General features: G+C 50.5%; 1 protein-coding gene. It reads right to left on the bottom strand.

Going from position 1 to position 14,959, the window contains the following annotated elements; all coding sequences use genetic code 11:
- Position 1: 1 nt before the first annotated feature.
- A complete protein-coding gene (locus tag L3V45_RS08485) occupies positions 2–14,953 on the bottom strand; it encodes a non-ribosomal peptide synthetase (RefSeq protein ID WP_236837344.1) in 14,952 nt (4,983 codons plus the stop codon).
- Positions 14,954–14,959 lie beyond the last annotated feature (6 nt).

The following is a 14,959-nucleotide window of genomic DNA, read 5'->3' as shown; positions in this document are numbered from 1 at the left end:
GTTAAACCTCCACTTCATAGGTATCCCAGATGTTTGCCGCAGCTTTTTCGTTCGTTTCTTCTTTGCTGTCCGGCGAAATCAGCCGCTTATTTAATGCAGGCGGTGTTAAAGGGTGGCGCTTGATTCGGCGCCCTTCGTCTCCCTGCCACGCTTCCACAATGACGTGGGCATTTGTTCCGCCGTCGGCAAAGCAGTTAATTCCTGCCGCCGGCATTGGTGACGGCCAGTCTGCCAGAGTGCGGCTGAACTGAATATTGGCCTTTTCTCTATCAAAATGTGTGTTTTCATGCTCACCTGATAAAAACGGGATAAAGCTCTTTTCTTTCAGCATGAGAACAACCTTTATGAAACTTGCAATTCCTTCCGCGCAAAGCGGGTGCCCGATGTTCGGTTTCACAGATCCGATTCCGAGCGGGCCGGCGTCTTTTGAACGGTAGACGGATTGAATGGCCTTCAGTTCTAACAGATCCGTCACGACCGTGCCTGAACCGTTCGCTTCAATATGAGTAATGTCTTCCGGCTGTTTTCCGCTTTTTTCAAGAGCCGTCTTCATGACGGATTTTTGCGCTTCCAGACTCGGCGTAGCCGGGCCTGCCGTTCTTCCGTCATTATTGACGGATGCCGCCTTCACTACGGCATAAATAGAATCTCCGTCTGCAATGGCCTGAGACACGGTTTTTAAAAGAACCATTCCGACACCCTCGCCCAGCACGACTCCATCGGCGCGTTCGTCAAATACATGGAACGACTGCGCTTTACTTAATATGCCGCGCTGTTCAAATAATTTATGGGTTTCTTCTGATTCAAACAGGCTCACACCGCCGACGACGGCCGCTTTTATTTCTCCTGTTACAAGAGCCTGCACGGCCATATTCATTCCGACTAAAGCAGAAGAACAAGCCGTATCGAGGACAACACTCGGGCCGCGCATATCAAAATATTGAGAGAGATTGGCGGCCAAATAATTCTGGCCCAGCGCGACGATCGGGTTTTTCGCATCCAGCAGTTTCTCTTCACCCGGTCTGTGACGGCTGCGTCCCCCGAGGTACACACCTATTGCTTCTCCCTTTATCTCATCCGGCGTATAGCCCGCGTGATACCACAGGTTAAGACATTCTTCCAGAGCGGCCAAAGCTTGAGGGTCCATTGCCTTTACATCTTCTTCAGCCAGTAAAAAGAAGTCCGGATCAAATTGATGAATTCCATCAAGCATTCCCGCGTAATAAGGCGTCTTCACCCCCCATCGCTCAGCCGGAACAGGACCGATAGCCGAACGGCCTTCAGCCAAAAGCGACCAGTACGCCTCTAAGGAAGCCGCCCCCGGAAACCGGCAGGACATGCCGACGACCGCGATATCTTCCCGGTGAATCTGTTTTTCGGCCGCCTCTTCTTGCACCTTAACGGCTTGTGTTACAATTACCGGCTCAGCCGGCTTCTTCATAACAGGCTCAGCCGCCAAATCAAACCGTTCTGACAAAACTTCTGTATATCCTTCGAGAAGCCATTTTGCGAAAGATTGAATCGTCGGATATTCATACAGAATGGACGGGTCAAGCGATGCCGAGAGATTCCGATTGATCCGCTGCAGAAGCTGAGCAAGGATAATGGAGTCCACTCCGTAATCTTGGAATAATACGTCTGTCTCAAGCTGATCCTGGTCAATCCGCAGCTCTTCAGAAAATAGCTCTTTCAGCCATTCTTCTGTTTTCCTTGTTAATTGAGCGTTGTCTGCGGCAGTATAAGCGGCTTTTTCCGCCGGTTTTACCATAGCCGGACTCATTGGCTGATCCTGCCTGCTCCGCCGCAGGAATCGCTCCGGCTTCCACAGCTTAGGATTCAGAACGGCCGGCAGCACCGGGCCCCTTGCTGATTCAAGAAGTATGCCGTCAAGGAGCTGTAATCCTTCTGCATTCGTGATGCTGTATAGCCCGCTCTCTTTATAAGCTTTGTTCGTTACTTCGCCCATTCCGGTTTCTTTCCAGTTCGGCCACTGAATGCTCACGATCGGCAGCTGCTCTTTGTATGAGTCTGCAAAATAGTCCATATACGCATTGGCCATGGCATAGTCGGCCTGTCCTGCCGAAAGCGCCGGTATCGCAGCTGACACGGAAGAGAACAAGACGAAAAACTTCAGCGGCTCTTCGCTGAGCACACTGTATAACGCCTGAAGCCCGTCTACTTTCGGCTCGAGCACGCGCTGTATGTCTTCATCGGTTTTTCTGATGAATGCGAGCGTCTCTTTATCGGTCACACCCGCGCAGTGAATCACGCCGCCGATAGGTCCGAGCGTCTGTTTGATCTGACTCAATTCCTGTCTCAGCCCGGCTTCATCAGCTAACGGGACTGACAATACCTTCACTTGTACACCTTTGGACTCCAAGTCGAGAACAGCTTCAATTTTCGCTTTTACAGAAGCCGTCACCCCATTCAGTCCGCCCGTCCACTCACTTCGCGGCGGAAGGGTCTCACGGCCTGTAAGCACCAGTTTTTTCACTCCGTAATGTTCGGCAAAATGGCGTGCGCATAAAAGGCCGATCCCTCTCGTCCCTCCGGTGATCAGAAGCACATGGTGGTCCGGAAAATCAATTCTCTCGCCTTTCGTATTCATATTTTCTGATCCGCTCAATACGGCGCGGTAGCGCAAGCCGTCCCTCCGGCAAACTTCCGCGTCATCAGTACGGGCATGAAACTCATCGGCAATCTGCTTCGCCAGTTTGTCATCCGAAAGCGCTCCTTCAAGGTCGAGATGCCTTGAAGACAGATGACTGTACTCGCATGCCAGCATTCTGTACAGCCCGGCCCGTTTTGCTCCCGTTATTTGATTGGCCTTTTTCCCCATTGACTCAAGGTCTTTCGTGACACAAAGCAGTGTTATCCCTTCTTTATGCCCATGCTCAATCAATTGCTGAAGCCATTTGATACCGGGCATATCTCCAGAAGCTTCTTCTTTCGCTGCGCCGAGAAGGTCGATGACTCCGCCAAACGCCTGCCAGTCATATTCACCGGTAAGGTCTGATGTTGTGATAATACGGTGATTCGGCATATGCGCTGCGATCTCTTCTGCGAGATTGATCGTGTCCCCGCCTGTCAAAATCGCAACGGAACGTGGGCACGGTTCACGCAGTTCGAGCGGGCTCGGTTCCCATTGTTTTGTCAGAATACGTTTCATCCGTTCCTCTGTATGGACCTTATTTTTGTCAGGATTCTCAGGCACCCAATACGTGTCTTTTGCGAACGGATAAGACGGAAGACTGAGTAAACGCGGCGTACCCTTTTCATACAGCCGGTTCCAATTCAACACGCCGCCTTTCACCCATACCTCTGCCAGCTTGGCGAATTTTCCTTTTTTAATCCAGGCGTCAATGACGATGTCCATATCTTCATCTGCCGTGAACAAGGCAAACGTATCTTTATTGCGGTGAGACTGGCCGGTATACAGCCCGGCGATGTTTTTCTCATTTTTCGTAAATGCTTCCAGCTTTGTTTCCAATTCCGCCATCGTCGCTGCAAGAATGGCCAGGCGCTCTTCCATTTCGTCCCTTCCGGTTTGCAGCGTATAAGCGACGCCCGCCAAGTCTTGATCTGTATACGGCGTTTGACGGATCGCTTTTTGCAGCTGCTGCGCCTGTTCAAACAGTTTGTCTTTTGATTTGGCGGACAAAAGGATGATTGCCGGATTTTCCGGGCTGTGCTCAGGCTGCGCGGCTGCTTTCGGGACATACTCTTCAATGACGATATGAGCGTTGACCCCGCCGATGCCAAATGAGCTGACCCCGGCCCGGCGCGGAATGGCATTTCCGTTTCTATCTTTCGCTGCCGTCCATTCCTGATTTTCCCGCACGATGTAGAAAGGACTGTCATCGAGCTGAATGTACGGATTGATCATCTCGCAATGCAGGCTTTTCACCAGCGTTTTGTGCTTCATTTGCAAAAGCACTTTCATGACGCCTGATACTCCCGCGGCAAGCTCTAAATGGCCGATATTGCTCTTGACCGAACCGATGCCGCAGCGGTGATCGGAGACTTCAGGCTCTTGATTTGTTTTCGCCAGCTCGTGAAACGCCGCTTTCAAACCGTTTATTTCAATCGGGTCGCCCAATTCCGTTCCTGTACCGTGCGCTTCAATATACGTGACGGTGCTCGGGTCCACTCCCGCTTTCCGATATGCTTTCACCAATAAATCAGCCTGCAGTTTCGGATTCGGCGAGGTTAACGTATTCGCCCGGCCGCCGTGGTTTTCAGCCGTACCGCGGATCACGCCGTAAATCGGATTGCCGTCACGTTCTGCATCTGTCAGTTTCTTCAGCATCAGAATTCCCGCGCCTTCTCCTCTGACATACCCGTTGGCATCTTTGGAGAAGGTTTTGCATTTTCCGTCTTTGCTGAGCATGCCTGCTTTGCTGTAGCTGATATGCGCTTCTTCCGTCAGAATCGTGTTGATTCCCCCGGCGATCGCCATGTCGCATTCTCCGTTTTCTATAGCGGATACCGCCCGGTGAATCGCAACAAGCGAGCTTGAACATGCCGTTTCAACCGGCTCGCTCGGCCCGTGAAGATTTAACAAATAGCTTAAACGGTTCGGACCGATGGAAGGAATCATGCTGCCTGTCGCCGCATGTCCTTCCGGCGCAAGACCTGCCCTTGTGAACAAATCTTTATAACCGGTATTTCCGGTGCCGATAAAGACACCCGTATTTGTGCCGGAAAGGCTTTCCGGCTTACAGCCCGCATCTTCTATCGCCCGCCATGCATAAGTCAATAACAGCCGCTGCTGCGGATCTAAATATTGGGCTTCCCGCGGTGAAATCCCAAAGAACAGCGGATCAAATTCAGCTATTCCGTCGATAAAGCCGCCCCACTTAATATTCGTTTTGTTCCTTTCAAGGTTCGGGTCGCCATCAAACGCTTGCCAATCCCAGCGTTCTTTCGGAATGGTTGTGATAGAATCTTTTCCTTCTTTCAGATTGCGCCAAAATTCCTCTATATCCTTCGCGCCCGGGAATCGGCCGCTGATTCCGACAATGGCAACCGGGTCCAAGCGGCGCGGCTCTTGTGCCGCTGCCCTAGCGTTCATTACCGTTGCGAAGCGCTTTTTCCGCTGCATTTTCGGTTTTTGGGCTTTTGGCTGCTCTTTTTTCGGAGACTCCTTCTTCTTTTCGCCGAAACGGCCCGGATGTTCTTTTGCCAAATATCCGGCGAGATTACTGATCGTTCCGTACTCAAAGAAAATCGTCGGCGCCAGCTCCAGCTGATACGCTTCATTTAATTGATTCGTAAAGACAGTAAAGGATACGGAATCAAAACCGTATTCACTCAGTTCCGTATCTGTATCAATGTCCTCACGGTCAACTTTTAAAATGCCGCTTACTATGGCTGTCAAAGCGGTGTGAAGCGCTTGAAGAGATTCTTCTGCATCGTGTTTTTCTTCCGGCTGAAAAGGAAGACCTCTCTCTGTTTCATCCAACAAATACTCTGCTAAACTGCGGATCGTCCCGTGCTCGAAGAAGATCGTCGGTGCCAGCTCCAGCTGATACGCTTCATTTAATTGATTCGTAAAGACGGTAAAGGATACGGAATCAAAACCGTATTCACTCAGTTCCGTATCAATATCAATCTCGTCTTGGCCGACTTTTAAAATTGAACTGACCAATCTGATAAGCGCACCGTGCCATTTGTCTCCCGAAACGGCGGATACAGGCTCTATTTTCTCCACCTGCGGCTTTTCAGTTTCAGAAACGGACAGGAACGACTGTTTTAATTTTGCTGCGTGTCCTTCAGCTGCTAAAAGCTGCGGCTTTTCCTGAGCCATTCCTTCATAAAATGCAGCCAGGCCTGACGCCTTTTGAAGCGGAACCATGCCGAAAGCTTTTTTCATCATTCTCTCCGTCTCGTCTCCCGCCTGCATACCGCCATCTTTCCACAGCGTCCAGTTAAAGGCGATCGTTTTTCCGTGCCGCAGACCATTCTCCGTAAGGGATTGCCTGTAAGCGGCGTATGCATCCATAAACGCGTTGCCGGCGGCATAATCAGCCTGCCCGACATTGCCGAGAACGCCGGAAACACTGGAGAACAATACGAAAAAGTCAAGATTGCAGTCTTTGCTGGCTTCATCTAAATAAGCGGTGCCGATCACTTTCGGATCAAGCACTTCCCTGAACTCTTCCTTCGTTTTTTGCAGCAGGAAACGGTCTTGTATCACGCCCGCTGCGTGAATAATTCCGTTAAGCTCCCCGAATTCCGCCGTAATCTCTCTTATCAGCGCTTCATTTTCCCGCCGGTCTGCCGCATTCAGCTTTTTGTAGACGACATTTGCGCCTGAGTCTTGAAGCATAGCAAGCTCACGCTGTTTGGCTTCTGCCAGATTTGAGCGGCCGGTCAGAATGATTTTCGGGTGTTTTACGCGACCTGCGATTTCTTTTGCGAACATCAACCCCAGGCTTCCTGCGCCTCCGGTAATCAGATATACGCCTTCGTCCTTCCAGACGGCGCCGCCACCTGCAGGATGCATTTCTTCCCAAGCCTTCACATACCGTTTTTCTCCTGTATAACGGATATGTTTATCATGCGGCCGATGGCTGTCGTTTTTCAGTTTTTGAGCGGCAGCCGGCATTTCGCCGATTGATTCCATCTCGATGAGCTGACAGTCAAGTTTTCCGTATTCCAGCTCGGCTGTTTTTAACAAACCTGTTAACCCCGCAAACAATTGCTGGCTGCCGTCTGCTGAAATAACAGTCTGAATCAGAATGCGGCCCTGCCTTTTTTCGCTGATGATCCGACGGATGTGTTCGGCGATTGTCTGCGCGTAGCCTTGGAAGCGTTCAGCGGCTGTTTCTCCCTCACCTTCTGCAATCAGCAGCTCGGCGTCTTTCAGGCCGGATGCCGCTTCATCTTTTATACGGCAGGCATCTTCACAAAGTATGATCAAATGCTCATCAGCATGGACAGAAGCTTTCTCGGATGCGGCGGCTTCTTTCCAAACCGGTGCAAACAAGACCTTTTCCGAGCCTGATGGCCGCTGAGCCGATTCTGCATCGCCTTCAAGCACTCTCGTAGAGAATCCTCTCACCTTCACGCAAAGCGCTCCTGTTTCGTCGAACAGGTCAATGTCGGCTTTCTGCACGGAATCACCGGTTTGATATCCTTCGCTGAAGCGTGCATGCGCCCGCATAGTCGGTGTGCATGGTTTGATGACTTCAAGGTATTCCAGCGCAAACGGCAGAATCAGCTTTTGTCCGGAAAACTCCTGCATAATGCAGATCGTCGCCGTCTGAATAGCCGAATCAATGATGCTCGGATGAAGCGTAAATTGTCCGTTCGTATGAGAAACAGAATCCGGAAGCTGTATATCCGAAAGCACTTCTTTCTCGCCGATAAAAGCGGACTTAATGCCTTGGAAGGCTTTTCCGTGGAACATCCCCCTGCTCCGGCCTTCCCGATAAAAGGCCGCCGGATCAAGAATGTCCGCTGTGCATCTGTTTTGTATGGCAGAAAGGTCGGCCTCAGGCTCTCGTTCAGCCTTTATGATTTCAGCCCGTCCTTGGCTGTGCAGCACTTCTTCATCGTCAGCGTTTACGCTGTAAATGTCATATGAGATGATGCCGTCCTCTTCAGGAAACAGCGCGATATGGACTTGGCGCTCTTGTTCGTGAACGACGATCGGTTTCATCCAGACGGTATGATGGAGCGTTATTCTGTCTTGGTCTTTTAATAAGCCGCCAAGCGCCCGTTTTACCGCTTCATAAGACATTTCCAAATATGCCGCTCCCGGCAGCACCGCTTTTTCCCTGACCACATGATCCTTCAGGAAAAATTCTGAGCCTGTAAACCGTGAGCTGAACCGCTGAACGGCCAAATCTGACGTATTTTGCTGCACAAGCGGGTGTAAAACTGAGACTCCGGTGTGTGCGGCAGATGTTTTCTTTTCTGCTTTTTTCGGCCAGTACGGCTCCTTTGCAAACGGGTAGACCGGCACGCTGATCCGTTTCGGATGCTTGTCTTTGTAAAGCTTGTGCCAATTAATGGCGACACCTTTACTCCACATTTCACAGAGCTTCGTTCCTTTTCCTTTCGCAAGCCATTTCTCAATGAGTTCAGCGCTGTCATCATCATCAGAAAGCCAGGCAATATCTTTTGCCTGCTGTTTTTCTCCTCTAAAGCAGCCTGTTACAGCCGGCTTATCATTGATAAAATCGGCAAGCTGCCGCTTGAGCTCCGCAGTGCCGCTTGTGATAAAGGCCGCGCGCTCTTCCATCGCTTCCCTTCCGACTTGGAACGTGTAGGCAAGATCAGCGAGGCCGGCGTCCGTTTTTCTTTCCAGAAAAGCCAGCAGCTGTTTTGCGTACTCCTTCAGACGATCTTTTTTTCTGGCAGACAACGGAATGATGAACGGACCGGCAGCGTCTGCTGCTTCGGATGCATCCGGATATTGTTCAAAAATCGCGTGTGTGTTTGTTCCGCCAAGACCGAAAGAGCTTAAAGCCATGCGGTGCGCTCTGTTCTCACGGGTTAACTCTTTCTTTTCTCCCGCTACGTAAAACGGAGAGTCTTCTAAATGAAGATTCGGGTTCGGCTCTTTGTAATTGATGCTCGGCGCGATTTCCTGATGATATAAGCTCATGACAACCTTGATGCAGCCCGCCATTCCGGCCGCTGTATCCAAATGCCCGAGATTTGTTTTGACTGAACCGATGCCGCAGTATTGTTTTTTATCTGTATATCGGCCGTACACCGATTGAAGTGCGGACAGTTCGATCGGGTCGCCGAGTTTTGTTCCTGTGCCGTGAGCTTCGACGTACGCGATCGTTTCAGGATGGATGCCGGTCTGATCAATGACCTTCTGAATGACCTCAGCCTGTCCTTTGACGCTCGGCGCATAAAATCCGACCTTATCCGCTCCGTCGTTATTGACGCCGATTCCGCGCAGCAGCGCATAAATATGGTCGCCGTCCTTAACGGCATCCGACGCTTTTTTCAAGAGCACGGCGCCGGCTCCTTCACCGCCGATCATTCCGTCAGCAGCCGCGTCAAACGCTTTAATATGCCCGTCGCTTGAAAAATTCAGCCCCGGCTGATGAACATATCCGGCACTTGATTCCGTATGAAGGGTCGCACCGCCGACAAGGGCATACTTGGCTTCGCCGGACTGCAGGCTTTGAAAAGCCGAATGCAGGCCGATTAACGAAGATGAGCAGTTGGCATGGACAAAATAGCTCGGCCCTTTCAACCCGAGTTTATGAGAAATCATCGTCGGAATCGTGCCGCTTTGGGCAAGCACCCATGATACGTAGCCATCCGGCGTTTCCAGCTGTGCTGTCGTCTCCTCCGGCAGCAGGCTGCGGTAAGAGTTCGTGCTTGCAGACATATACACGCTTGTTTCCGGAATTTCTTTTGAGATATATCCCGCATCCTCGATTGCCTTCCATGAATGGAGCAAAAGCATTCTCAGCTGAGGGTCCATATATTCCGCATCTTTCGGTGAAAAGCCGAAGAAACCGGGATCAAACATTTCTTTCCCCTCTAAAACTGATTTAGCCGGAACGAAGCCGGGATGATCAGCCAGTTCTTCAGAAACACCGGATCGGCGGAGCTCCTCTTTTGAAAAGAAGGTGATGCTTTCTTTGCCTTCTTTGATGTTATTCCAAAATTCATAATGATCTTTTGCTCCCGGAAACTCACAGGATATACCGATAACCGCGACACTGTCCTCATAATAATCGGGAATTTCTCCCGCTGGGTGTTCCCGGTCTTCTGTATTCACTTTCTTTTGCGGCACAGGAGCCAAAACGGTTTCTTTCAGTTTTTGTTCTGTGATGTACCGGCTGATGTCTTTTACCGTCGCGTATTCAAACAGCTCCGTTACACTGAATTCACAATTCAGTTCCTGCGTCATCCGGTCAGTGACAGCCACGGCAAGAAGCGAATCTCCCCCCGCATCAAAAAAGCGGTCATCAAGCTCTATATCTTTGCTTTTCAATACATCCTGCCAAATCGCCAGCACCGCCTGCTGGATATGAGATGATGAAAATGTTTGTGTGTCCGGCTGCTTTTCCGTCAGATCGCGCGCAGCAAGAAGCTTGCGGTCAACTTTTCCGTTCGGTGTGAGCGGCAGCTCTTCAAGACGGATAAACGAAGCTGGCGTCATATAGGCCGGCAGCGCTTGTTTCAAATGATTGCGCAATTCCTTTGCAGACGGAAGCGGCTCTCCGTTTTTCAGGATATAAAATGCGCAAAGTTTTTCATTTCCGGAGTGATTGTTCACAACCACCACGCTTTCCTGTACGGCCGGATAGGCATTCAGCCGGCTCTCAATATCTCCGGGTTCAATCCGGTAGCCGCGGATTTTGACTTGGGTGTCCATCCGTCCCATGTATTCAATGCGGCCGCCGGGAAGAAAACGCGCCATATCGCCTGTTTTATAAAGCTTTGATCCCAGTTCGAGCCGGTGGCTGACGAAAACGTTATCTGTCAGCTCAGGCTTGTTGAAATACCCTCTTGCCAATCCGTCTCCCGCAATACAAAGTTCTCCCGGCACCCCTTCTAAAACAGGGTTGAGAGCGGAATCCATAATATACACACGGGTATTGGCGATCGGGCGCCCGATCGTAAGCGCGCTCTCATTTTCCGTTATACGCTGCACCGCGGACCAGATTGTCGTCTCTGTCGGCCCGAACATATTCCAAGCCTCACTTTTCGTATCGAGAAACTGCTGCTTCAATTGTTCGCTAAGCGCCTCTCCGCCGCAAAGGATTTTCACTTTTTCTTCATTTGACCATCCGGAATGAAAGAGCATTTTCCACGTAAACGGCGTCGCCTGCATGATCGTCGGTTTGTACTCTTGAATCAGCTCTTTCAGCTTCCGTGCGTCTTTTGTGACTTCTGTCTTACAGATGTTGCACTCCGCTCCTTTGATTAAAGGGAGGTAAAGCTCCAGTGCCGCGATATCAAAGCAATATGTCGTGACGGCAAGCAGTTTGTCTTCGGACGTAAGCCCCGGTTCATTCGCCATCGAGATTAAGAAATTGGTCAGCGCCCGGTGCGGAATCATCACGCCCTTCGGTTTGCCCGTGCTGCCCGACGTGTAAATGACGTACGCCAGATCGTCAGGTGTCACTAACCGCTTCAGCGACGTTCTTTCCGCGGCTGTACTTTCAATACGAGACCAATCGCGGTCAATGGCAGTTGTCTGCACGCCTCCCCAGTTCAAGGAGTGCTCTAAATCAGCTGTCGTCAGACACATTGAAATCCTGCTGTCGGCGATCATATATTCCAATCTGTCAGCGGGATAAGAAGGATCAAGCGGCACATACGCTCCCCCGGCTTTTAAAATGCCGAGAAGGCCGACAGCCATATGCAATGAACGGTCTGTATAAATGCCGATGAGATCATCAGGGCCTGCACCGTGCGCCTGCAAATAGAGCGCCAGCTTCGTGCTTTTTTCATCAAGCTCACGGTACGTCAGCTTTTGCTGTTCATACACGACCGCACAAGCGTCCGGCGTTTCTGCCGCCTGACGTTCGAATAATTCATGGAAGCAGGCATCCGGATATTCACTGCTTGTCTCATTCCAAGTCTTAAGAATCATGTGCTCCTCTCTTTTTGTCATGAGAGAAACGTTCTCAAGCGGCATATCCGGATTCGCCGTCAAAGCTTCAGCGGCCTGTACAAATTGGCTGAAAAGTCTGGCCGCCCCTGCTTCGTCGAATAATTCGGTGCTGTATTTAATCGTAAGATCCATGCCTGATGCTTCTTCCCACATTTCAAATACAAGATCATATTCCCCCTCCTGATGAATGTCTTTTACAAACTCACAGGAGAATTCCTTGTATTCATCCAGCATCGATTGATAGCTTGAATGCTGCAGAAAGTTCTGATAGAAAAAGGCATTGCTGAAAACAGGCGAACCGTTCTGCAGGGGTTTCGCATGCACATCACGCACCATTTTCGGAAACGGATAAAAGGAGTGATCCAGTCCGTCCAGAACGGCATCCTGCACCTTTTGAACAAAGTCAGCAAATGTTTCTTTTCGTCCGGCTCTGCTCCGTATAGGAAGCATGTTGAGGAAATGGCCGACCACTCCGTCAAAGCGTTCTTCAGGTCTGACCATTGCAGGCATGCCTGTCACAATATCTTCCTTATCCGTATATTTGCTTAAAAGCACCATATAGCAGCTCAGCATAACGGTAGACAAATGAATCGAACGGGATGCGGCAAACGCCGTTAGATTATTCAGCAGCCGTTCGGGAAGACGGCGTGTCAGCGTATCTTCTGTAAACTCCGGAACGCTGCTGTCCGTGCGCATCGGCGGAAGCTGAAGGTCAGGCAGATCGCCCCCGAGCTGTTTCATCCAGTAAGCGCGGGCAGCTTTGCTTTCTTCACCCGCTAAATACCGCTTTTCCCAAGCCGCGAAATCGGAATGAATGCCGGGAGCGGCGGCCGTAAACTCTTCTTTTCCCTCCAGCAGCGCCTGATAGTGATCCAGCAGACTGTGAATAAATGTAATGGATGAAATGCCGTCAAACACGATGTGGTGAATGATCGTCAAAAGATAATGTTCCGAGGCGGATTTTGAAAGCAGCCGCACGCGCAGCAAAGGCCCGCCTTCTTTGACAAACGGCTCTTTCACTTTTTTCCGTATCAGAGCAGGTATTTGTGATTCATTGACGTCAGAAATATCTTCTTCCGAGAATACAAAAGGATCTGCCGCTTCTATGAAATAAAACCCGCCGTCTGTTTCATTCACGGCGCTTTTGAGCATCGGATGCTGCTTTAATACGAGCTGAAACGCCTGTTTCAGTTTCTCTTTGTCGATTCCGGTTGTGAATCGGAAACAGAGCGGGACATGGTATGCAGTCGTTTCAGGCGACATTTTCTGCAATGTCCACAGCCCTTTTTGGACTTCTGAAAGCGCCGGCGCCGTTTGCCGTCTCTCCCGTTCTGCCGGCGGTTCGGCTTTTTGGGAATGATGCTCCGCTGACATGTTTGCCGCTTTTTCAGCAGTATAAGCCGCTAAAGCGCCAATCGTCGGGTTTTTGTGCAGCTCTCTTGCCGTCAGCCGGATGTGATACGTTTTTTCAATTGATCTGGCGAGTTTCATCATCTTGATGGAATTGACGCCAAGGCTTTGAAACGGTGTATTTGGATCAACAAGCTCATCCGCGATGGAAAGTTCCTCTTTCAGAAAACGGATAAAATCCCGTTCAATTTCTTTCTCTGCAGAAGCCGGGTCTGAATTGCCGCCTTCTTGTCTGTTATTATGTAATGAATCAAATTGCCCTTGTTCGAATGAATGTTTCAGCTGAGTGCGCTGGATTTTCCCGATTGCCGTCTTAGGAATGTCTTCTTTTGCGACCGGAAGCAGATAATCAGGGGTAACGCCGATTCTCTGTGTCACGTGCTGGTGAATGTGATGAAGAAGCTTCGTCATGCGGTTCTCATCCAATGGAACAGACGTCACAAAGAAAATCGCCAGCTCATCTGTCGTGCTTTGATTCGGCCGGACGGCGCATGCCGCTGTATATGACGTTTCAATTTCCGGCAATTCCTCAACGGCTGATTCAATGGCGTGGCTGTAATAATTCACACCGTTGATAATGATGGCATCTTTCGTGCGCCCCGTTATCGTCAGGCGGCCTTCACGCAGAAATCCGAGATCTCCCGTTTCAAACCAGCCGTCTTCTGTAAAGACACTCTCGTTTAAGTCCGGGCGCTCATAATATCCGCTCGTTACAGTCAGACCGGACACTTGAAAGCGGCCGATTTCTCCTTCTTCCACCACTTGATTGCGGTCATCCGTAATTCTCATATTAAACCCCGGGATCGGCAGACCGATCTCGACGAAACGATCGTCGTCACTCGTGTTTTCCAGTGTAAACTCATCTGAGAAAATAACGCCCGAAGACGTTTCGGACATTCCCCATGCGGGACGGATGGCATTAGCCGGCAGACCGTGCGGCTCTAAAAGCTCCATAATTCTGCGTCCGACTTTCGCCACCGCGGCCTCCCCGCCGTTCAGCATATAACGCATGGAAGATAAGTCCCATTTCCGTGTTTGAATCTCTTCTGCGAAATCGGCAAGCAGCCCAAAGGCAAAATTGGGGGCCCACGTGACCGAAGCGCGGTAATGATCAATCAGGTCGAGCCATTTTAAAGGATCCATCAAAATGGATTCGCTCGGTATGTTGATTTCCTCACATCCGAGATAAACATCACGCAGATGAAGCATTCCGATGCCGCCGACATGGTCAAAAGGCATCCAGTTAAACGTGACATCCTCACTTGTATAGCCCTGCATCTGAATATTTCCTTTGACCATGCAGACGATGTTTTCATGGCTGAGCATCACGGCTTTCGGCGTGCCCGTGCTTCCCGAGGTCAAAAGCAGCATCGCCAAATCTTCCGGACGGGGATGATGACAGTCCGTATCCATTTCATGCGCACTGAGATCTTCTGCCGCCAAAGCGCAAAACCCGGAAAGCTCCTGCTCCTCCGCCCATTCAGTCATCTCCGGCAGCACTTCACGGCTTGTGATGACATACGGCTGATTCAAAAGCGTCCAGGCGTCTTTCAGTTTTTGCGTCCCGCTGTTCATTTCTGTATAAGCCGGAGCGGCCGCAAGCGGAACCGGGATCGCTCCTAAAAAAACACAGCCCCAAAACGCAGGAATCAGCTGGGAATTATCACTGAGCTGTAATATGACTTCATCCTGAGCCTTCACTCCTGATTGGCGGAGCCCTTTCACAATCGAAAGAGCGATCTTTTTCAGGCCGCTGTAAGTCTGGTACACTTTGGTGCCGTCAGGCTGTATATATGTGATGCCCTTTTGATCTCCCGCTGCCGCGGCGGTTTTGTGCAGGACTTCAGGAATCGTCATCGGCTGATCCGCTGAAAGCCGCAATGGTTTTCCGTAGCTGACAGATGGCTTGAGTAACCCGCTTGCCTTCATATCACTTTTCATAGAGCT

The organism is Bacillus sp. R45 (assembly GCF_021729365.1).
Lineage (GTDB): Bacteria > Bacillota > Bacilli > Bacillales > Bacillaceae > Bacillus > Bacillus velezensis.
The sequence above is the reverse complement of the archived record's forward strand: the minus strand, read 5'-3'. Positions and strand labels throughout refer to the sequence as shown.

Excerpts from the sequence above, each read along its gene's own strand:
- L3V45_RS08485 (WP_236837344.1), bottom strand. The coding sequence starts at position 14,953 with ATGAAAAGTGATATGAAGGCAAGCGGGTTACTCAAGCCATCTGTCAGC.